This is a genomic window from Eubacterium ventriosum (genome assembly GCF_025150745.1).
GTDB lineage: Bacteria > Bacillota > Clostridia > Lachnospirales > Lachnospiraceae > Eubacterium_G > Eubacterium_G ventriosum.
Genome location: NZ_CP102282.1, coordinates 2,284,255 through 2,305,285, shown reverse-complemented (window position 1 = coordinate 2,305,285; position 21,031 = coordinate 2,284,255). Strand labels below are relative to the sequence as shown.

Annotated in this window: 18 protein-coding genes; all 18 read left to right on the top strand. The window is 34.2% G+C overall.

The features are described 5' to 3' along the window. Positions 1 to 288: 288 nt before the first annotated feature. The 18 genes from NQ558_RS10335 (at position 289) to NQ558_RS10250 (ending at position 20,982) form a co-directional block, all read left to right on the top strand. Entirely contained in the window at positions 289 to 579 is a 291-nt protein-coding gene (locus tag NQ558_RS10335; RefSeq protein ID WP_198006732.1) for a CPCC family cysteine-rich protein, read from the top strand. A 161-nt stretch (positions 580 to 740) separates the two neighbouring features. Further along, positions 741 to 935, top strand: a complete 195-nt coding sequence (locus NQ558_RS10330; protein ID WP_005360627.1) for a hypothetical protein — start codon at positions 741 to 743, stop codon at positions 933 to 935. Positions 936 to 956: 21 nt separating this feature from the next. After that, positions 957 to 1,511 carry a M48 family metallopeptidase gene (locus tag NQ558_RS10325; protein ID WP_005360631.1) on the top strand — a complete coding sequence of 185 codons (555 nt, stop codon included), beginning with the start codon at positions 957 to 959 and terminating at the stop codon, positions 1,509 to 1,511. 104 nt (positions 1,512 to 1,615) lie between these two features. Beyond that, positions 1,616 to 1,759: a hypothetical protein gene (locus NQ558_RS10320; RefSeq protein ID WP_005360633.1), complete on the top strand. Its 144-nt coding sequence runs from the start codon at positions 1,616 to 1,618 to the stop codon at positions 1,757 to 1,759. A gap of 459 nt (positions 1,760 to 2,218) precedes the next feature. Further along, positions 2,219 to 5,920, top strand: coding sequence for a glycosyl hydrolase (locus NQ558_RS10315; protein ID WP_005360635.1), 3,702 nt, complete (start codon positions 2,219 to 2,221; stop codon positions 5,918 to 5,920). Between the two features lie 203 nt (positions 5,921 to 6,123). Continuing rightward, positions 6,124 to 6,591: a ribosome maturation factor RimP gene (locus NQ558_RS10310; RefSeq protein ID WP_040446370.1), complete on the top strand. Its 468-nt coding sequence runs from the start codon at positions 6,124 to 6,126 to the stop codon at positions 6,589 to 6,591. Between the two features lie 22 nt (positions 6,592 to 6,613). Further along, positions 6,614 to 7,840: a transcription termination factor NusA gene (gene nusA, locus NQ558_RS10305; protein ID WP_005360638.1), complete on the top strand. Its 1,227-nt coding sequence runs from the start codon at positions 6,614 to 6,616 to the stop codon at positions 7,838 to 7,840. Positions 7,841 to 7,871: 31 nt separating this feature from the next. Continuing rightward, positions 7,872 to 8,150, top strand: coding sequence for an RNase P modulator RnpM (gene rnpM, locus NQ558_RS10300; RefSeq protein WP_005360639.1), 279 nt, complete (start codon positions 7,872 to 7,874; stop codon positions 8,148 to 8,150). Further along, entirely contained in the window at positions 8,143 to 8,448 is a 306-nt protein-coding gene (locus NQ558_RS10295) for a L7Ae/L30e/S12e/Gadd45 family ribosomal protein (protein ID WP_005360641.1), read from the top strand. Before rnpM ends, NQ558_RS10295 begins: the two co-directional genes overlap by 8 nt. Positions 8,449 to 8,462: 14 nt before the next feature. After that, entirely contained in the window at positions 8,463 to 11,435 is a 2,973-nt protein-coding gene (infB, locus tag NQ558_RS10290; RefSeq protein ID WP_005360643.1) for a translation initiation factor IF-2, read from the top strand. Between the two features lie 32 nt (positions 11,436 to 11,467). After that, complete coding sequence (gene rbfA / locus NQ558_RS10285) at positions 11,468 to 11,845, top strand: 30S ribosome-binding factor RbfA (protein ID WP_040446372.1); 378 nt, start codon at positions 11,468 to 11,470, stop codon at positions 11,843 to 11,845. Between the two features lie 20 nt (positions 11,846 to 11,865). Then, positions 11,866 to 12,816: a DHH family phosphoesterase gene (locus NQ558_RS10280; RefSeq protein WP_005360646.1), complete on the top strand. Its 951-nt coding sequence runs from the start codon at positions 11,866 to 11,868 to the stop codon at positions 12,814 to 12,816. Positions 12,817 to 12,847: 31 nt separating this feature from the next. Continuing rightward, positions 12,848 to 13,756 carry a tRNA pseudouridine(55) synthase TruB gene (truB, locus tag NQ558_RS10275; protein ID WP_005360649.1) on the top strand — a complete coding sequence of 303 codons (909 nt, stop codon included), beginning with the start codon at positions 12,848 to 12,850 and terminating at the stop codon, positions 13,754 to 13,756. A gap of 13 nt (positions 13,757 to 13,769) precedes the next feature. After that, a complete protein-coding gene (locus tag NQ558_RS10270; RefSeq protein WP_005360651.1) occupies positions 13,770 to 14,690 on the top strand; it encodes a bifunctional riboflavin kinase/FAD synthetase in 921 nt (306 codons plus the stop codon). A 982-nt stretch (positions 14,691 to 15,672) separates the two neighbouring features. Continuing rightward, the gene (gene hisC / locus NQ558_RS10265; protein WP_005360652.1) at positions 15,673 to 16,785 is read left to right on the top strand and encodes a histidinol-phosphate transaminase; all 1,113 of its coding nucleotides are present in this window, start codon (positions 15,673 to 15,675) and stop codon (positions 16,783 to 16,785) included. A 95-nt stretch (positions 16,786 to 16,880) separates the two neighbouring features. Next, complete coding sequence (locus NQ558_RS10260) at positions 16,881 to 17,891, top strand: hydroxyacid dehydrogenase (RefSeq protein ID WP_005360653.1); 1,011 nt, start codon at positions 16,881 to 16,883, stop codon at positions 17,889 to 17,891. Between the two features lie 21 nt (positions 17,892 to 17,912). Further along, positions 17,913 to 19,628 (top strand): BCCT family transporter, encoded by a 1,716-nt coding sequence (locus tag NQ558_RS10255; RefSeq protein ID WP_005360656.1) that lies wholly within the window; start codon positions 17,913 to 17,915, stop codon positions 19,626 to 19,628. 70 nt (positions 19,629 to 19,698) lie between these two features. Next, the gene (locus tag NQ558_RS10250) at positions 19,699 to 20,982 is read left to right on the top strand and encodes an MFS transporter (RefSeq protein ID WP_005360658.1); all 1,284 of its coding nucleotides are present in this window, start codon (positions 19,699 to 19,701) and stop codon (positions 20,980 to 20,982) included. Positions 20,983 to 21,031 lie beyond the last annotated feature (49 nt).

The following is a 21,031-nucleotide window of genomic DNA, read 5'->3' as shown; positions in this document are numbered from 1 at the left end:
ATTAATTTAAACAATTAAGTTGGAAAATTAATAAGAAGATGAATGCAAGCATCGAGCAAATTAACTGTTTTATGTTTTCTTTGAATGGTCAAAGATTAACTGTCAATGAATTTATTTTTGAACATTCTTAAGTTAAGTAATAACTTTCATTTAGACATAGAGATATGTTGAAATCCGTGAAGAAGGTTAAGGCGTTAAGTCAGTTGGCTGGAGGCAACCTCATGGCTGTAATGTAGGCAAAAATAGTGTCATAAAAAATGTGAATATTTATTAAATAAAGGCAACTGTGTGAAAATCAAAAATACTCATATTTTTGGTACAACGAGGTGTATTGACATAATATTAAATAAAAATATAATAAGTAATTATCATATTAAATGTCCATGTTGCAATGAAGGAACAATAAATTCACAATATGATATATGTTTAGTGTGTGGATGGGAAGATGATATAGTTCAAAATGAAGATGAAAATTTTTCTGGAGGAGCGAATAAAATGTCCCTAATTGAGCATAGACAGAATTTTTTAGAACAAAGGAAGAAAAATCCCAATTATAAATGGGGTAATAATTGCAGATAAGTTGTCAATTATAAAAATGTTAGAAGTGTTATCTGTAGAAAAGGAAAGTACATAAAATAAGATTGTAGGACAATTTGTCCCGAAAAAATATCTATAAAATATTATTCTAATATTAACAATTGAAACAGTTGTGGAATTAAAATGGAAAAGGAGTAAATATTATGAAGGTATTATTTTGTAACATTGCATGGATGAGAGAGTACACAGGAAATGAGGACGGAAAAGACAAGCCGATACATGGAGGCGAATATGTAGACAGAACAGATGATGCACATGAAAAATACAATTTTAGTCCAATGTATTTTAATGGAGAAGATGAGGCATATTGTTTAGGTTTTTATGAAACAAAATTATGACGGAGAAAATTGCATAAAGTAATGAATAATATTACAGTAATACGAACAAAAAGAAAAACAATATCAATTAAGGTAAATAATGATTTGACAGTTACAGTAAGAGCCCCCATTTTTACTTCTGATAAAGAAATCGGAGAAATTTTAAAGTCAAAAGAAAAGTGGATTTCTAAATGTATTGAACAAATAAAAAGAGAAAATGAAGAGTTATCTAAAATTGATTATTTTACAGCAGAAGAAATTAGTAAGCTGGCAGATAAGGCATTGAATTACATTCCAGGCAGAGTGAAATATTATGCGGATATTATAGGTGTTACATACGGAAAAATAATAATACGAAATCAAAAGACCAGATGGGGAAGCTGTAGCAGCAAAGGAAATCTTAATTTTAATTGTCTTCTTATGCTGATGCCGACTGAAGTAATAGACTACGTTGTGGTTCACGAGTTATGTCATCGAAATCAAATGAACCACTCAAAAGCTTTCTGGAAAGAAGTGGAGAAAATACTTCCAAACTATAAAGATTCAGTTGGATGGTTAAAGAAAGAAGGAGGGGGAATTATAAGAAGGATGGGATGAAAAATACTACAAAATGTTGATGAACATACACTTTTTCCTTTACAAAATGTTGATTTGCGTACATTTTGGGGTTCTAAAATGTCTATGGAGCATATAATGCAGGAATGTTTCCGGTTCTATATGAAGGAAAGACTGATGAAGATATTCCAAGGTTTAAGAGTGGAAATAAAGAATACGAAATTGATTTTGACTATTTACATATTTATGATTGGTGGGAATTGATTGAAATTTTGAAAAAAAGTGCATAATAAAATTATAAGCTATGGGACAATTTTAGCCCATAGCTTTTGTTATACTTACACTACTTATTAAATTTAAAATATATAATGTAAAGGTATGGCGTAAACTTCCAAACCTTTACTTTATCTATGCGCATTTTCCCACGCTTTTCTCACATCCTCTGGCATGTCTTCCAGTTTTAAATTCTTTAATTTCTTTTATTTCCATAATAAAAAATATAGTTCAAAGATTAATAAAAATAATTGAAATATTATAAAAAACTAATAAAAATACTTTTATTAAAGAAAACGCATAAAAATGTTTTTTTTATTGAATAGTTGTGCAATATGTAGTAATATATGCGCTGTATGTTAGGAAAAAATAAACAAAATATACTATTTTCAAAAGACTAAAAAAGACAAAAAAAGTAAAAAGTGAACCAAAAACATTTTTAATAATATTTTTGAATTAAGAAGGAGGACTTACTAATGAGAAAGACAAAGAAAGGAATAGCCATAGGCTTAGCCTTAATAATGACGGCTATGCCGGCGTTTCAACATGGTTTTTTTGTAAGCGATGTAAAGGCTGCCACGCAGAAAGGAAGTTTGGCTACTAAGGTTACAGGAACTTGGTCATATGAAGGTGACAATGTTATTCATACCCAGACTAATGAATCATTATTTGCCAATTTGCCAACTTTAGCTAACAAAGGTAATACACGTTTTACAACAGATAATTATGATTCAGAAAACAAAGCCTTTAAGACTAATGGCTGGTCAACATCAATGGGATGGAAGTATAGTTGTAGTGATAATTTTGGTAACACAACATACGCAATTCCATTAGCATTTAAAGCTGTAAGCGATGGAATGTACGTTACAAAGCCATCAACTATGGTTGTTAGAGATACATTTAATGCAAGTGCACCGGAGAATGGAACTTTATCAGATTTTGAAGTTAAGACAGGATTTAGCTCAAATGAGGTAAAAGCTGACAGGGAAACAGACTGGTCTACAGATGTGGTATTAGAGAATGCGTCTGATTCATCACAATATATGAAGACAACAATGACACAGGGAAGTCCAATGGCATTGTTTAGAATGAATGGAACAAAGACAGCATCATTGTTAAGATTAAGAGATACATTGCCTTCAGCAGTTGTGGGATATAATGGTGATACACCTGAGAATTCAACAATGCTTGTGTTAAGAGTTTATGATAATCATGATGATGTTAGCAAGTATAGCAATTATGATTATTATGCACTATATGTTCCAAAGGGAACAACTTGGAATCCAACATTAGGAGAAACAAACATTGGTGAAATATCAATGACATTCCCTAGTGAGAATAAAGCGTATTTCACATTGGCATGGTTATGTGAAAGCACAGGAACAAATGATTCAGAAGCTGAAAAGATTGCTAAAATTTATGAACCTTATGCATTTAACTACGCAGAAGATACAGGGGTTAATTATGACTATAACAGAAGTACAGGAAAGGTAACTACAACATATAATTATAAAGTTGGTAAGATGGATTCATCAAAACCTGACGGAGTAGTTATGGGGATCCTTCCAAGCCAGTATAAGAATATGACAGGTTATAGTTATCTTAAAAATGAGGCAAGAACAATTCGTGGACAGATGAAGTTTTTGATTGGCGATTCATTTACTACCCAATTAACTTATTCAGGAATCCTTCAGTCAAGTCCATCAGTTGAAAATTCTGATAAAGCCAAGTTACAGGAATATGTAGATAGCTTTATGAAAGATTATGGTCCTGAAAACGGAGAATTAACTAAGGAAGCTAATGTTCTGGTTAATACATATGATTCAGGAAAAAGAATGAACAGAGCTATTCAGGTTATGGAAGCAGCAGAGGCATGTGGCGACACAGAAGATGCTAACACTTTATTAAAAGCATTGGAAAATGAATTAGCAGACTGGTTTACAGCGGATAATGACAATAATGCAGAAGATAAGTATTTTTATTATGATGAAAATGTAGGTAGCTTATTTGGTTTCCCACAGGCTTATTATACAGTAGACGGAATGACAGACCATCATTTCCACTATGGATATTTTATTCAGGCAGCAGCTCAGGTTGCATTTAGAGATCCTGATTTTATTGCACAGTATTCAGATATAATTAATGAAGTTATAGGGGATATTGCTTATGATAAGAAAGATTCTTCATCAAAATATCCATACTTAAGAGTATTTTCAACATATGAAGGACATTCATGGGCAAGTGGTCATGCTAACTTTGCTGATGGTAACAATCAGGAATCAAGTTCAGAGTCAATAAATGCATGGGCAGCGTTGATTTTGTATGGTCAGGCTACAGGAAATGAAGAATTAACAGATTTAGGTGTATATTTGTACACAACAGAAGTTAATTCAGTTAATAACTATTGGTTTGATATTGATGGAGATATTTTGGATAGCAATTATACTGCAAGCACAACATCAGCTAACAAGCATAATGTAGCTTCAATTGTTTGGGGAGGCAAATATGATTACTCAGCATGGTGGACAGCAGAACCATTACAGATTCAGGGGATTAATTTATTACCTATTACATCTGCATCATATTATTTGGGAAAGAGTACAGATTTCGTAAAAGCAAACTTTGAATCAGCTCAGGCCAATGAAAAAGCATTTACGGGAAATGATAAATTATCTACACCAACAGACAGATGGAATGAATTATGGAGTTCTTATTTGGCATTGGCTGATATGGACAAAGCTCAGGAGTATTTTAGTTCAACATGTGCACCAGAGGCAGGAGATTCAAAAGCTCATGCTTACCACTTTATTAAGTCACTGGAGAAAGTTGGAAGTCCTAAACTAGACATTACAAGTGATGATCCATTAAGTCTTGTATTTGAAAATAAAGACGGAATAACTACATATGTTGCATACAATCCTACTAATGAAGAAAAAACAGTAACTTTCTCAGATGGAAAAGTTATTAAGGTTGCACCAAAGGCACAGTCAGAAGAACAAAGTGCAGGAGCAACATATAAAGTAGAATACTATTTACAAAATGCAGATTTGACATATTCACTTAATAGTACAGATACAAAAACTGCTTCAGCTGGAAATCAGGTAACAGCACCTAATAAATCATTTACAGGATATATTTTAGATAAAACTGTTGAAGGAACAAAAATTTCAGGCACAGTTACAGAAGATAATAGTCTTGTTTTAAAAGTATATTACAGATTAAGAAATGACACAGATGAACCTGAATCAACAACACCTGCAGTAACAAAGATTGATTGGTCTGACATTACTGCTTGGACAGAAATTGGAAGTACAGGAATTTCATATAGTGTAATTGAAGGAAAAGATATATTTGCAAGAATTAATGAAGCAGACGGAAATCCATTCTATTTCATATTTAAGCAGGGTGGATTTAATGCAACAATTACAGGACCTGATTTAAGTACTGTAATAACAAAGAATTGCCCGGGTGCAGAGATTCCACTTAAAGCAAGCGAGCTTAAGGAAGATGGCTATTATACAATTGATGCGGACATTAATGGCAATACAGTAAAGATAGCATTAAAGAAAGGAGATGGCGCTCCTGAGCCAACAACAGAAGTACCTACAACAGAGAAGGAAACAACAACTGCAGCGCCAACAACTGCAGCGCCAACTACTACACAGCCAACGACAGGTGGAACAGAAACAACAACAGCAGCAACTCCAACAACTGAACCGACAACAAGTGGAGAAGTAACAACAACTGCAAAACCAACAACAGTTGCACCTACAAGTGAAAAGGAAACAAGTGTTACAACAAAACCTGAAACTACAACACCTAAGGTAACATCAAATAATGTTATGAAAGAAACTACAACTGATAAGGTTTCAAGTACAAGCATTAGACTTGGAAGAACAAAAGTTAAAAAGGCTGTTAAACGTAACAAAGCAGTTAAGGCAAAGATTTCTTTAAAGAAAGTTAAGAGCGCAACAGGATATGTTGTTAAGGTTTCTACATCAAAGAAGTTTAAAGGCAAGAAGACAATTACAAAGACATTTAAGAGAAATGTATTTAAATTTAAGAAACTTAAGAAGAACAAAAAGTATTATGTTAAAGCCAGAGCTGTAAAGGTAGTTGGCAAGACAAAATACTACGGTAAATGGAGTAATGTTAAAAAGATTAGAATTAAAAAATAATCTTGTTGATAATTGTGTAAAATCAATAATTTAACAAAAATATAACTCAAATATAACATTAATATAGGTAATACGGGGTTGACACACAAAAAAAACAGCCGTATACTATTAAACGTAAATATTGACTAGATAGCAGAGGAGTGGACCACAAAGGCCCACTCTTTTGTTGTAATTGATATAAAAAATAATTAAAGGAGAATAAAGTGTCAAGAAGAGAAGAATATGAAATGAAGACAGAAGCTCTGATTACACCTATAGTTGATGAAAAGGGCTTTGAATTAGTTGATGTTGAATATGTAAAAGAAGGCAGCAACTGGTATTTAAGAGCATATGTTGACAAGGAAGGTGGTATAACTATTAACGACCTTGAATCTGTTAGCAGAATCTTAAGTGACAAATTAGATGAAGAAGATTTTATCAGTGATGCTTATATTTTGGAAGTAAGTTCACCGGGGCTTGGCCGTCCGTTAAAGAAGGATAAGGACTTTGACAGAAACATGGGAAATGAAATTGAAGTTCATTTATACAGAGCTGTTGACAGACAGAAACAGCTTGTAGGACTTTTAAAAGCATATAATGCAGACACAATTACCATTGAAAATGAAGATGGTAGTGAAACAGATATAGACAGAGTGAATGTATCACTTGTCAGACCAACAATTGATTTTTAATTTTTTAGGAGGATAAAAACAAATGAACAAAGAATTAATTGAAGCATTGAATATCTTAGAAAAGGAAAAAGATATTAGCAAAGAGTCATTATTTGAAGCTATCGAAAATAACTTAGTAGTAGCGTACAAAAATAACTTTAACAAAGCAGACAATGTAACAGTTACAATGGACAGAGAAACAGGAGATTTCCACATTTATTCACAGAAGGAAGTTGTTGAAGAAGTAATGGATCCTGTAACAGAGATTTCTCTTGAAGATGCAAGAAGCATTAAGGGAACATACGAACTTGGCGATATTGTAAATATTGAAATCCAGTCAAAGGACTTTGGACGTATTGCAACACAGAGTGCAAAGAATGGTATCCTTCAGAAGATTAGAGAAGAAGAAAGAAAGAGCCTTTACGAACAGTATTTTGAAAAGCAGGATGACATTGTTACAGGTATTGTTCAGAGAATCAATGGTAAGAATATTAGCGTAAACCTTGGTAAGGTTGACACAGTTCTTATGGAAAAAGAACAGGCTAAGGGAGAACATTTCAGACCAACTGAAAGAATAAAACTTTACATTACAGAAGTAAAAGACAATGGTAGAGGACCAAGAATCGTTGTTTCAAGAACTCATCCGGGATTAGTTAAGAGACTTTTTGAACAGGAAGTTACAGAAATCCAGGACGGTACAGTAGAAATTAAAAGCATTGCAAGAGAAGCAGGTTCAAGAACAAAGATGGCTGTATGGTCAAATAACGAAGACGTTGATGCCGTAGGTGCGTGTGTAGGTGTTAACGGTGCAAGAGTAAATGCAGTAGTTGATGAATTACGTGATGAAAAGATTGATATTGTAAACTGGAGCGAAAATCCTGCAATCTTAATTGAAAATGCATTAAGTCCATCAAAGGTTGTTGCAGTTCTTGCTGATCCTGATAACAAGGAAGCATTAGTAGTAGTACCTGATTTCCAGCTTTCACTTGCAATTGGTAAAGAAGGTCAGAATGCAAGACTTGCTGCAAAACTTACAGGATTTAAGATTGATATTAAGAGTGAGTCACAGGCAAAAGAAGAAGGAATCCAGTATGTATTCGATGATGATGAATATTATGATGACGAATACTACGATGATGAATACGATGCAGAATATGATGACGAGTATTATGATGATGAATATGATTCAGAGTCAGAGGCTGATTCAGAAGAATCTGAAGAAGTAACAGAAGAAACATCCGAAGCTACAACTGAAGAGACAGAAGAATAACAGACCAAATCAGGGATTAGGAGATGATGCTATGGGACAGACAAAAAAGATGCCTGTAAGAACCTGTACAGGTTGCAGACAGGCAAAAAACAAAAAGGATTTGATTCGAGTTGTTCGTGACAAAGAGGGAAATGTTAGTGTTGATGCAACCGGAAAATTAAACGGTCGTGGAGCTTACATATGTCCGGATAAAGAATGCCTGAAGAAAGCAATTAAGAATAAAGGTTTGGAAAAAACACTTAAGATTTCAGGTATTGGCGAAGAAATCTATAGTCAGCTTGAAAAAGAATTAGGAGAGATAAATGAATAAGGTATTTTCTATGATAGGACTTGCAACAAGAGCAGGGAAAACCGTGGCAGGTGAATTTTCAGTTGAAAAGGCTGTTAAGGATAATAAAGCCAAGGTTGTTATTGTTTCAACAGAAAGCTCAGACAATACAAAAAAACTATTTGAAAATAAATGCAAGTTTTATAAGATTCCTGTATTTATTTATGGTACTAAGGCTGAGTTAGGCATGGCAACAGGTAATAAAGAAAGAGCATCCATAGCAGTGTTGGATCCCGGATTTAGCAAGTCGATTGTGAAGATGTTAACAGAAAATGAATAAGCGGAGGTAGTTAAATGGCAAAGATGAGAGTACATGAATTAGCCAAAGAGTTAGATATAAAAAGTGCTGACATAGTAAAGGCACTTGGAGAAAAGGGCATAGATGTAAAGGCAGCAAGTTCCATTGATGATGACAATATTGAATTTGTAAAAACAAAATTCAAGAACAGTCAGAAGGAAAGCAGTGGAGAAGCTACTGAAGATGAAAAGAAAGAAAAGTCAAAGCCAAGAGTTATAATTACAAGCAAAGGTGTAATTAGAAGAGGCGAAAGACATTCTAAGGGTGATGGAGAAAAGAGACGCAGAAGACACAGTGATGGTGAACATCATCATTCATCAGATAAGAAGGAAAAGAGTGCGGAAGCAAAGGTTACTACTGAAAAGAAGGCTGAGCCTAAGGTAGAAGCGAAAGTTGAACCAAAGGCACCGGTTAAAGCTGAACCGGAAGTAAAAAAAGAACAGCCTAAGGAAGCAGTTAAGGCTGAGCCGGTTAAGAAAGAAGAAGTTAAGCCGGTAGCAAAAACAGAACCTGAAAAAACAGAAACACCAAAGGTTGAAGCACCAAAGGTTGAACCAAAGAAGGAAGAGGTAAAGCCAAAAGATATGCAGAAGGATACAAAGGTAGAAAAGAAAACAGAACAGAATAACAACAGACAAAATAAGCCTTTTAACAGAGAAAATAATGATCGTAGAAATGATGGTCAGAGAAATGACCGCAGAAACGACAGAGGAGACAACAAAGGCGGATATAACAGAGATAACCGTAACAACAGGAATAACAACGGAAATTTCAGAGACAGAAACAACAATGGTCAGGGCAGAAATGACGGCCAGAGAAACGATCGTAGAAATGATGGTCAGAGAAATGACCGTAGAAATGACAGAAACGATAATAGAGGTTATAACAGAGATAGAAATAATAATGGCAATAACGGAAATTATCGTGACAGAAATAACAACGGAAATTTCAGAGACAGAAACAACAACGGCCAGGGCAGAAATGACGACAGAAGAAATGACTTTAGAAGAAATGATAATTCAAGAGGCGGTATGGCACCTGCTGAACCAATTCAGAATAAGGATAGAAAGTCAAGAGAAAATAAACTTCGTCAGGACCGTCAGGAAAGAAATAAGAAGAATTATGACGATAACAGACAGGGCAAGAATGGCAGAAAGAAAGATTTCTCTAAGCCTGTAATGGAAAAACCTAAGAAGAAAGAAGAAAAGAAGGAAGAAATCAAGGTAATTGAGGTTCCGGATTTTATTACAATAGGTCAGCTCGCTGAAAGAATGAAAATGCAGCCATCAGCAGTTATCAAGAAACTTTTCCTTGAAGGAAAGATGGTTACTGTTAATACTGAAATCGACTTTGACAGCGCAGAAGAAATAGCTTTAGGCTATGACATTATGTGTGAAAAAGAAGAAAAGGTAGATATTATTGAAGAACTTTTAAAGGAAGATGAAGAAGATGAAAGCTTAATGGTTAAGCGTCCACCTGTAGTATGTGTTATGGGTCACGTTGATCATGGTAAAACATCACTTCTTGATGCAATTAGAGAAACAAATGTAATTTCAGGAGAAGCAGGTGGTATTACACAGCATATCGGTGCTTCAGTTGTTAAAATTAATGACCAGACTATTACATTCTTAGATACACCTGGACATGAAGCATTTACATCAATGCGTATGCGTGGTGCCCAGTCAACAGATATTGCAATCCTTGTTGTAGCAGCAGATGATGGTGTTATGCCACAGACTGTAGAAGCTATTAACCATGCTAAGGCAGCAGGAATTGAAATTATCGTAGCAATTAACAAAATTGATAAACCGGGAGCAAATATTGACCGTGTTAAGCAGGGACTTGCAGAACATGGATTATTAGCTTCAGACTGGGGCGGAAACGTTGAAATGGTTCCTGTATCAGCTCACACTAAGGAAGGCATTGATGATCTTCTTGAAATGGTTCTTTTACAGGCAGATGTATTAGAATTAAAGGCTAACCCTAATCGTCAGGCAAGAGGTATTATTATTGAAGCTAAGCTTGATAAGGGTAAAGGACCTGTTGCTACAGTTCTTGTACAGAAAGGTACATTAAAGGTTGGAGCAAATATTGCAGCAGGAGCTAACCACGGTAAAGTGAGAGCTATGTCTGATGACAGAGGAAACAGAATTAAGACAGCAGGCCCATCAACACCTGTAGAAATTTTAGGTCTTAGTGGTGTTCCAAACGCAGGTGAAGTATTTGTATCAACTGCAACAGCTAATGAAGCAAAAGACTTTGCGAACACATTCGTTGAAGATAGCAAGGCTAAGCTTATGGAATCAAATAAATTTAGAATTTCTCTTGATGATCTTAATTCACAGATTGAAGCAGGAGAACTTAAGGAACTTAACCTTATTATCAAGGCTGATGTTCAGGGTTCAGTTGAGGCTGTAAGACAGAGTCTTGTTAAGCTTTCAAATGAAGAAGTTGAAGTTAAGGTTATCCACGGTGGTGTAGGTGCAATTAACGAATCTGACGTTATCTTAGCATCAGCATCTAACGCAATTATTATCGGATTTAATGTAAAACCTGATGCACAGGCTGAAGAAACAGCTAAGACAGAAGGAGTTGACTTAAGACTTTATTCTGTAATCTACAACGCTATTGATGACATTGAAAGAGCTATGAAGGGTATGCTTGAACCTGTTTACGAAGAAAAAGTTATCGGTCATGCAGAAATCCGTCAGATTTTCAAGGCTTCAGGTGTTGGAAACATTGCCGGTTCATATGTTTTAGATGGTGCTATGCAGAGAGGATGTTCAGCAAGAGTTACAAGAGATGGAGAACAAATTTATGAAGGACCGGTTGCATCACTTAAGAGATTTAAGGATGATGTTAAGGAAGTTAAAGCCGGTTACGAATGTGGTCTTGTATTTGAAAAATTCAATGACATTGTAGAAGGCGATCAGGTTGAAGCATATATTATGGTAGAAGTGCCAAGATAGGAACTTTAACCTAGTCCGGAAAGGATTAAAAATTGAGAAAAAACAGTATAAAGAACACTCGTATTAACGGGGAAGTTCAGAGAGAGTTAAGTGTAATTATCAGAGAACTTAAAGATCCAAGAATTGGAATGATGACAAGTGTAACAGGTGTTGAAGTTACACCTGATCTTAAGTTCTGTAAGGTATATATTAGTGTATTAGGTGACGAAGAAGCAAAGGCAGATACAATGGCAGGACTTAAAAGTGCTGCCGGTTTTATCCGCCGTGAATTAGCAAGAACAGTTAACCTTAGAAATACACCGGAATTAAAATTCGTTATGGACCAGTCTATTGAATACGGTATGAAGATGTCAAAATTAATAGACGAAGTTAATGGGAATAATAAAGAAGAATCAGAGGATAACGAATAAGCATAAAGGAATTAATTTGAATGATGAAGAAGATTAACGATATTATTGGAGATGCAAAGACTATTGGTATAGCAGGTCACGTGCGACCTGACGGAGATTGCATGGGTTCATGTATGTCTTTGTATAATTATCTTAAAAAGAACAGACCGGATTTAGATGTAAGGGTATTTTTAGAGTTTGTGGACAAAAAGTTCAATATTATTGAAAATACAGACCAGATTATCACAACAGGATATGACGGTACTAAATTTGATTTGTTTATATCACTCGATACGGCAAGTCTTGACAGATTAGGACTTAATTTGCCTTTTTATGAGAATGCCAAAAGAACAGCCTGCATTGATCATCATGCAAGTAATGACGGATATGCAGATTATAATTATATTTTGCCAAAGGCAAGTTCAGCAAGTGAAGTATTATATGATTTGTTAGATGAAGACTTAATTGATAAATCAATTGCAGAACCAATGTATATGGGAATCGCACATGATTCAGGCGTATTCAGATTTCAAAGTACAACACCAAAAACTATGAGAATCGCTGCTAACATGATTGAAAAAGGTGTTAATGTGAATATGATTCTTGAAGAAACATTTTTTAGAAAAACATATAACCAGATGATGGTTACTGCGAAAATTCAAAGTGAAGCAGTGTTGGCATTAGATGGAAAATGTATTTATGGTTACTGCACATCAGAAATGATGGAAGAGTACGGTGTTACAACTAAGGATTTAGATGCAGTTGTGGCATCAATAAGAAATGTTGACGGTGTTGAAGTGGCTATGTTTTTGTACCAGTTAAGTGAGGATTCATACAAAGTCAGTCTACGTTCAAAGAATTACGTGGATGTAAGCAAGATTGCCGTTGAAAACGGTGGTGGCGGTCACGTAAGGGCTGCAGGAGCAGAGATACACGGCGAACTTAACGATATAATAAACAAACTGCTTAACAGAATAAAACAGGACATTTAAAATGAAACTGTTGAAGGAGTTGATGGTATAAATGATTAATGGAGTCATTAATGTTTATAAGGAACCCGGCTATACATCTCACGATGTAGTGGCAAAGTTAAGAGGAATCCTAAAACAGAAAAAAATAGGCCATATGGGAACCCTTGATCCCAATGCTGTAGGAGTGTTGCCGGTTTGTCTTGGAAAAGCAACGAAGCTTTGCAATTTATTGTCTGAAAAGGACAAAACTTATACAGCTACAATGTTGCTTGGAACAGAGACAGATACTCAGGATACAACAGGTCAGATTACTAATCAGACACCTGAAGAGGAAGTTATGAAGCTTTCCGAAGAAAAGGTTTTTGATGTGATTAAAAGCTATATAGGCGAATATGACCAGATTCCACCAATGTTTTCAGCAATAAAAATAAATGGTCAGAAATTATATAATCTTGCAAGAAAGGGAGAAGAAATAGAAAGACCTCCAAGACATTGCAAAATTATAGACATTACAATAACAAAAATTGATTTGCCAAGAGTAAGTTTTCACGTAACATGTTCTAAGGGTACATACGTAAGAACCCTTTGCTACGACATAGGAAAGGATTTAGGTGTTGGGGCATGTATGGAAAAACTTACACGTACACGAGTTGAAAGATTTGACATAAAGGACAGTATTTCTCTATCTCAGATAGAAGAAATTAGGGACCAGGGAATTTTGGAACAGTATATTACTCCTGTTGACGAGATTTTGGATATGTATTCAAAATGTATGGTTTCAGAGGAAGCTGAAAAGTTACTTTATAACGGTAATATTTTTACTTCGAGAAACACATTGTTAAAGATGAATCATCAGGATGGTCAGACAGTAAGAGTATATACTCACGATGGCAAATTCATTGGTTTATATATGTATATTGCAGAAAAACAGATATACAAACCAATTAAGATTTTCTTATAGAAATGGAGAAATTATGCAACGCATTTCTTTAGATGATAACATAAAATTAAAAAATACAATTGTAACAATTGGAAAGTTTGATGGAATACATAAGGGACACGAAAAACTTCTTGAAGTTATAGTTAACAATGCTAATGGTAGACAGAAAGTAGTTCTTACTTTTGAAACTACACCTTCAGCATTCCTTAATAATAATGCCAACAAAACAATTGTGACAGAAGAGGAGAAGCAGATTCTTTGTGAACAGCAGGGCGTTGATGTGTATATGAAAATGCCTATGAAGAAAGAGTTTCTTGCACTTTCTCCGGATGAATTTGTATCAAAAATTTTAAAAGATAAAATAGGTGCAACAACAATTGTATGTGGACCGGATTTCCATTTTGGAACAAAGGCTTCCGGAAATGTTAAGTTTTTGAAGGACAATCAGAAAAAATATGGTTATAATCTTATAGTTGTAGAGAAGGAACAGTATCACAACAAAGATATAAGCAGTACTAGTATTAGAAAAAAAATAACAGAAGGCAAGATGCAGGATGTAAATGAAATGCTTGGACATCCTTACAGGATAATCGGTAAGGTTGAGCAGGGCAAGCACTTGGGACGAACAATCGGACTTCCAACAGCTAATATCATTCCTGACGAAACTAAGTTATTGCCTCCTAATGGTGTCTATAGAACAGTTGTGGTAGTTGAAGGTCAGACTTTTAATGCCATAAGCAACGTAGGCGTAAATCCTACAGTTGAAACAGGTACAAAGATAAAAGTTGAAACCCACATAATTGACTATGAGAACTATATCTACAATGAAATCGTTCAGGTACAGTTTTATGATTTCATAAGACCGGAGCGAACATTTGACAGCTTAGAGAAATTGAAACAGCAAATCGAAGCAGATATAGAAACCTGCAGAAGAATTGTTGGGAATAATAAGTAAATAGATTATAACAAGTTAATAATAAAATGTTGTGAGAAGCTACGCGTAATGCGTAGCTTCTTTTGTCCATAGCAGATGCTAGGAATTGTAATGTGTTTCTAAGAGAAACATTTCTAAGCCCAATATATAGTTTTTCTGAAAATTGGTTGCATTTAACTATATTATAGACAAAATATAAACAAATCATATGTTAAAGCAACTGATGTACCCCAAAATAGAAAAAAGTTAAAATATCTGGGTACGTTTTGCCGAATTATCAGGTAAAACATACAACATAATATATATGCAAACAGTCGATGTACCCCGAAATAAGAAAAAGTTAAAATATCTGGGTACGTTTTGCCGAATTATCAGGTGAAATATACAACATAATATATATGCAAACAGTCGATGTACCCCAAAATAGGAAAAAGTTAAAATATCTGGGTACGTTTTGCCGAATTATCAAGCAAAAAATACAACATAACATATATAGAAAAGCTAAACGTACCCCGAAATAGAAAAAAGTTTGAATTTCTGGGTACATCTCACTAAATTATCATTAAAAATATATAACACATTGTATAAATGAATAAAAAACGTACCCAAAAAAATATAGAATGGAAAATATCTGGGTACGCAGGTAAATTAAATAAAAAACAGGCATAAAATGAATTAATGATATAGTTTAAAGTTTGATTACAGTGTGCCAAGGTCATAAATGTGCCTTTGTGCAAGCACAGACACATCTATGACCTTGGCACACTGTAATCAAAAATGCTATTTTAAAATTCACAAAAAATTAACTATATTAATAAAAAGAACAAATAAAATTAAAATAATTAATTTTAAACTTTAGAAAGTTAAAAAAACAAAGAAAATACATTGACATTTTTTTGCGGCTTTTTATAATGGGTCACATAAGACAAAGGCGTCGTACAGAGATTTTTGTACGCGCCTTTTTCTTTTACTGAAAAATATTTTAGGACAAAGGAGAAACGAGATGGAAGTAAAAGGTATTAGACATGAGGCATTTAATTGTGAAAAGTATGTATCAGGTAAGAGCATGGAAGATGTAATGGCTGACTATGGTCTTACAAGTGTTGTAAAGTTAGGTTCAAATGAAAATATGTATGGACCATATGATATTGCACTTAATGCAATGGGAGAGGAAGTTAAAAAGCTTAATATATATCCAGAAAAGAATTATATAAAATTAAAAAAAGTTGTAGGAGAGAAATTTGGTGTTGACGGTGATTGGGTAAGCCTTGGACATGGTGCAGGAAATGTGCTTGATGAAGTTGCAAAGACATTATTAGAAGATGGAGATGAAGTATTAGTACCACAGCAGTCATACAGATTGTATCGTGAAATTTCAAAAATTATGGGTGCTAAAGTAATTGAAGTACCATTAAATGATAACTACACAATGGAATTAAAAGATTTTAAGGAAAAACTTACAGATAAAACAAAAATCGTATGGATTTGTAATCCAAACAACCCAACAGGTTCAGTAATTGACAAAGATACATTTGATGATTTCGTAGAGGCGCTTCCTGAAAAATGTTGGTTAGTAATTGATGAAGCATATGCTGATTTTGCCAATCCTGATGATTTACCTGATGTAATGAAATATATTAAAGCAGGTAAGCAGGTAATTAACATTAGAACATTTTCAAAATATTATGGTTTAGCAGGTGGACGTATTGGTTACCTTGTAGCAAATCCTGAATTTGTAAACTGGTATGACACAGTAAGCGAACCATTTAATGCTAACAGAATTGGTCTTGCCGGAGCAGTTGCATTAATGAGCGAAGAAGGACAGGCTGAATGTAAAAAATATGGCGATAAGATGATTGCTGACAGAGAAATGTTAAATGAAGAACTTACAAAATTAGGATGTGAATGTTTCCCATCACAGGCTAACTTCGTATTCTTCAGTACACCATATGATGCCGGTGAAATCGCAGAAATGTTATTAAGAGTTGGTGTTATTGTAAGACCTTGCGGTGGTTGGGGATACAACAAACATCTTAGAGTATCAATTGGTACAACAGAACAGAACAAGATTTTCCTTGAAGAATTTAAGAAAGTTCTTGAAACATTAAGCAAATAAAAATCCATATTAAACATAAGAAAATTGGAATTAGACTTACATTAAAAATTGAATTATCGTAGAAAAATTCAATCAACAAAAAACAGGAGAAAAATATGAAAGTAGCAATTTGTGATTATAAAGAACCTCTTAACAGAGACTTGGAAATTGAAAAATCAGTTTTTAAAAAATTCCTTGGAGAAGACACAGAAATTTCTCTTTATGTACATGAAGGTGATAATGAGAAATTTAAAGAAGCAATTAAAGATGTAGATGGAATACTTACATCATATTTGGAGTTTCCAAAAGAAATAATAAACAGCAATCCGAATTTAAAAGGAATTTCAATTGAAGCTACAGGTTACAACTTCGTAGATGCGGATGCAGCACAAGAACAGGGAACAGCAGTAGCGGTTATCGGAGAATATTGTACACAGGAAGTTGCAGATCATTCAATAGCATTAATGCTTGCAGTTGCAAGAAAATTAAAACATTATGACAGAGAAATAGAATACAAACATGTATATGATTACAACTCAACATCAGGAATGATTAGACTTGAAGGTTCAACATTTGGAATTTTAGGTTTAGGAAAAATCGGAAAAGCAGTTGCCAGAAGAGCACAGGGATTTGGAATGAATGTTATAGCCTATAGTCCAAGTTGCAAACCGGAAGTAGCTGAAAGCTTAGGAGTAAAACTTGTAAGCAAAGAAGAATTATTTGAAACGTCCGATGTAATTAGTGTTCATATGAGACTTACACCTGAAAATGAAAATATGTTAAACCGTGAAGCCTTTGCAATGATGAAAAAGAAACCAATTATTGTGAATGTTTCAAGAGGAAGCATGATAGACGAAGAGGCTTTGCTTGAAGCTTTAGATAATGGTCAGGTTTTCGGCGCAGGACTTGATGTTTTGGTTGAAGAAACTAATGAAAATACATTAAAGTGTCCATTTGTTGGACGTGAAGATGTAGTATTAACACCACATACAGCATTTTATTCAGACTTTGCATTATATGAATGTCAGAGAATAGGTGCAGAAAACTTATGTTACATCTTAAGAGGTGAGCAGGACAAGGTATTTAGAATGGTTAACGATGTAGATGTTACAAAGTTTGCAAAATAAAGGAAAGGCATACGAAAGACAATGAAGAAACTAGAGATAAGAAAAGCATTGGAACAAATGGATAAAAAAGTATATTTCACAAGTCTGGCTATTGTTGTCTTAATGGTTTTGGCTTTAATCTTCATACCAAACACAGTAAAAATTGCAATCGAAAGTACATTTAATGTTTGCATAAACCACTTTGGTTGGATGTATATACTTGTAAGTGTTTTTTGTTTCGGACTTTTCTTTTATCTCTATTTTGGAAAATATGGCAACATAAAATTTGGAAATCCTGATGATAAACCAAGATTTTCAACGTTTAGCTGGGCAGCAATGATTTTTACATCAGGAGCAGGATCTAGTACAGTAATTCTTGGATTTGCAGAGCCAATATATTACCTAAAAAATACACCATTTCATATAAAGGCAATGTCAACGCAGGCTTATGAATATGCTCATATGTATGGACAGTTTCACTGGGGATTCAGTGCATGGGCTTTTTATATCCCGGCAGTTACCGCAATCGGATATATGTTATATGTAAGAAAAACAAGAGATGTAAAATTGTCAGGAACACTAACTCCAATATTTGGAGAAAAATTTAAAGATGGAATAATTGGAAAGATAATTGACATTGTAGTAGTTTTCGGAATTATTGCATCAATAACCACTTCATTAGGTTTGGGAGTTCCGGTAATGTCAAAACTTATTTCAAGCGTATTACATATAAAGGATGGCTTATCATTACAGATAGCTGTATATCTTATATGGTTTATGATTTTCGGTTGGAGCGTTTTCAGAGGACTTGAAAAAGGAATAAAGAAATTAACAGATGTAAATATGCTAATAATTTTCATATTCCTTGGAGTTGTAGGAGTGCTTGTTTCTATATCAAAAATTTTTGAAATGGAATTAAACAGCATAGGCTTATATCTTCAGAATCTTCCAAGAATGATATTTTATACAGACCCATTTGGCAATCAGAATTTTGTTCATGATTGGACAATGTTTTACTGGGGATGGTGGTTATCTTTCTTACCGATTATGGGAATTTTTATAGCCAAGGTTTCAAGAGGAAGAACATTAAAACAGGTTATTTTAGGACAAATGGTTTGGGGAAGTCTTGGATGTTGCACATTCCTTGGAATCCTTGGAGGATATTCATTATATCTTCAGAAAAACGGAATTGTAGACTTAGTTTCAATTCTTGAAAAAGAAGGTAATGAAGGAGTTGTTCTTGCAATAATGCAGACTTTACCTTTTAGCAAAATATTGATAGTACTTCTTGTAATACTTTGTTTTGTATTTCTGGCAACAACAATAGATTCAACAGCAATGGTACTTGGAACGGCAACGTCTAAAAACTTAGATTCTGAGGAAGATCCTCATTTGCTTAATCGTTTTAGCTGGGCAATAGCAATATTTGCCATAGCCATCGGATTGTCAACAGTTGGAGGATTAAAACTTATACAAAAGTTTGCCATAGTACTGGGATTTCCACTAATATTTATAGTTTTCTTAATATCATATTCGGCAATAAAAGCCATGAAAAAGGATTTTGGGAAGATGACAAAAGAAGAAATTATAGCTGTATGTCAGGGCACAGGTGAAAGTACACAAACAAATGAAACAGAAGAAAAGACAGAGATTAAATTAGCAAAAAGTACAGATGGAAACAGTAAACAATCAAAAGCAACAAGAGATGAAAAACAGGAACAGAAAACTATTAAAAAGATGAAATGCCAGAAAGCATAAAATCTTTTAATAAATTAGGTACACAATAAAAAAGTACGTAGAGTACAAAAAGAAAGGAAGGACTGAAATTATGAACAATAATTTAAAAAAGTATTTAACCCTTATAATACTTGGTTTGGCAGGTGGCTCAATTTATATATTCCCCTATTTAAAATATGTATTTTATGACCCACTAATTCAGGTATTGCACATTTCAGATACACAGTCTGGTTTATTACTTACAATGTATGCAATAGGATGTGTAATTCTTTATATTCCAGGAGGAATTTTAGCAGATAAGATGAATCCTAAAAAAGCACTGATGTTGTCGTTGGCAGTGGCAACAATATTAACAGGTGCATTTGCAGTAACAATTTTGTTAGATTTACCTGGAAGCGTTGCTTATGGTATTTCATTAGTAATATGGTTGCTTATAGCTTTTGCGTCAGGATTTGTATTCTGGACAGCAATTCTTAAAGCTATAAGAATAATAGGAACTGAAGAAGAACAGGGTACAATGTATGGAATTTATTATGCTGCAAATGGTACAACAGCAGCAATTATTGCAGCAGTAAACTTATGGGCTTACAATGCCGGTGGTGGAGATTCCAATATGAAGTCAGGCTTCTTCTGGGCAGTAGTTTCAATGGCAGCATTTACATTATTGGCAACAATTTTAATAGCAATATTCTTAGAAGGAAAGTCAGATAAGGATTTATCAACAGCAGAGGAAGATAAGTTCCATTTTGGAGATGTAGTTACAGTACTAAAGAATCCGGCAGTATGGATGATTTCAGTAGTATTCTTCTGTGTATACGGTGTATATAGTTGCTCATCATACTTTACACCATACCTTACAGACATAGTAAAATTATCGACAACAGCAGCAGGTGTTTGTGCAATTCTTCGTCAGTACATAGTAATGCTTGTAGCAGCACCTCTTGGTGGCATTCTTGCAGATAAAGTATTTAAATCAACACTTGGTTGGTTCAGATGTGGTGGAGTCATCTTGGCAATTTCAATTATTCTTGTTATATTAGTAGGAACAGGTGCACCTTCAATGTTAATTGCAGTATTAACATTAATTCCCGGATTATTCAGTATGTGTCTTTATGGAGTAATGTTCTCTACAATGCATGAAATAAACATTCCTGTAAAAGTAGCAGGTACGGCAATTGGTATTGCATCAATCGTAGGTTACCTTCCTGATATGTTCCTTAACACAATTTTTGGTAACATTCTTGATAAGTCATCAGGAGCAAGTGGATACTTCCAGATATTTGGTATACTTGCAGCGTTTTGTGTAATCGTAGTTGTAATTTGTTCATACCTTTATGCAAAATATGTTAAACCTGTAAGAAAGGCAAATAAATAATTAAAATAAATATGAAACCCGGGAATAGCAGGAACGCCCCTGCCTTTCG

Bases quoted from the DNA above. Each gene is read 5' to 3' on its own strand.
- NQ558_RS10330 (WP_005360627.1), top strand. From the start codon at position 741: ATGAAGGTATTATTTTGTAACATTGCATGGATGAGAGAGTACACAGGA.
- NQ558_RS10325 (WP_005360631.1), top strand. From the start codon at position 957: ATGAATAATATTACAGTAATACGAACAAAAAGAAAAACAATATCAATT.
- NQ558_RS10320 (WP_005360633.1), top strand. From the start codon at position 1,616: ATGTTTCCGGTTCTATATGAAGGAAAGACTGATGAAGATATTCCAAGG.
- NQ558_RS10315 (WP_005360635.1), top strand. From the start codon at position 2,219: ATGAGAAAGACAAAGAAAGGAATAGCCATAGGCTTAGCCTTAATAATG.
- nusA (WP_005360638.1), top strand. From the start codon at position 6,614: ATGAACAAAGAATTAATTGAAGCATTGAATATCTTAGAAAAGGAAAAA.
- rnpM (WP_005360639.1), top strand. From the start codon at position 7,872: ATGGGACAGACAAAAAAGATGCCTGTAAGAACCTGTACAGGTTGCAGA.
- NQ558_RS10295 (WP_005360641.1), top strand. From the start codon at position 8,143: ATGAATAAGGTATTTTCTATGATAGGACTTGCAACAAGAGCAGGGAAA.
- infB (WP_005360643.1), top strand. From the start codon at position 8,463: ATGGCAAAGATGAGAGTACATGAATTAGCCAAAGAGTTAGATATAAAA.
- NQ558_RS10280 (WP_005360646.1), top strand. From the start codon at position 11,866: ATGATGAAGAAGATTAACGATATTATTGGAGATGCAAAGACTATTGGT.
- truB (WP_005360649.1), top strand. From the start codon at position 12,848: ATGATTAATGGAGTCATTAATGTTTATAAGGAACCCGGCTATACATCT.
- NQ558_RS10270 (WP_005360651.1), top strand. From the start codon at position 13,770: ATGCAACGCATTTCTTTAGATGATAACATAAAATTAAAAAATACAATT.
- hisC (WP_005360652.1), top strand. From the start codon at position 15,673: ATGGAAGTAAAAGGTATTAGACATGAGGCATTTAATTGTGAAAAGTAT.
- NQ558_RS10260 (WP_005360653.1), top strand. From the start codon at position 16,881: ATGAAAGTAGCAATTTGTGATTATAAAGAACCTCTTAACAGAGACTTG.
- NQ558_RS10255 (WP_005360656.1), top strand. From the start codon at position 17,913: ATGAAGAAACTAGAGATAAGAAAAGCATTGGAACAAATGGATAAAAAA.
- NQ558_RS10250 (WP_005360658.1), top strand. From the start codon at position 19,699: ATGAACAATAATTTAAAAAAGTATTTAACCCTTATAATACTTGGTTTG.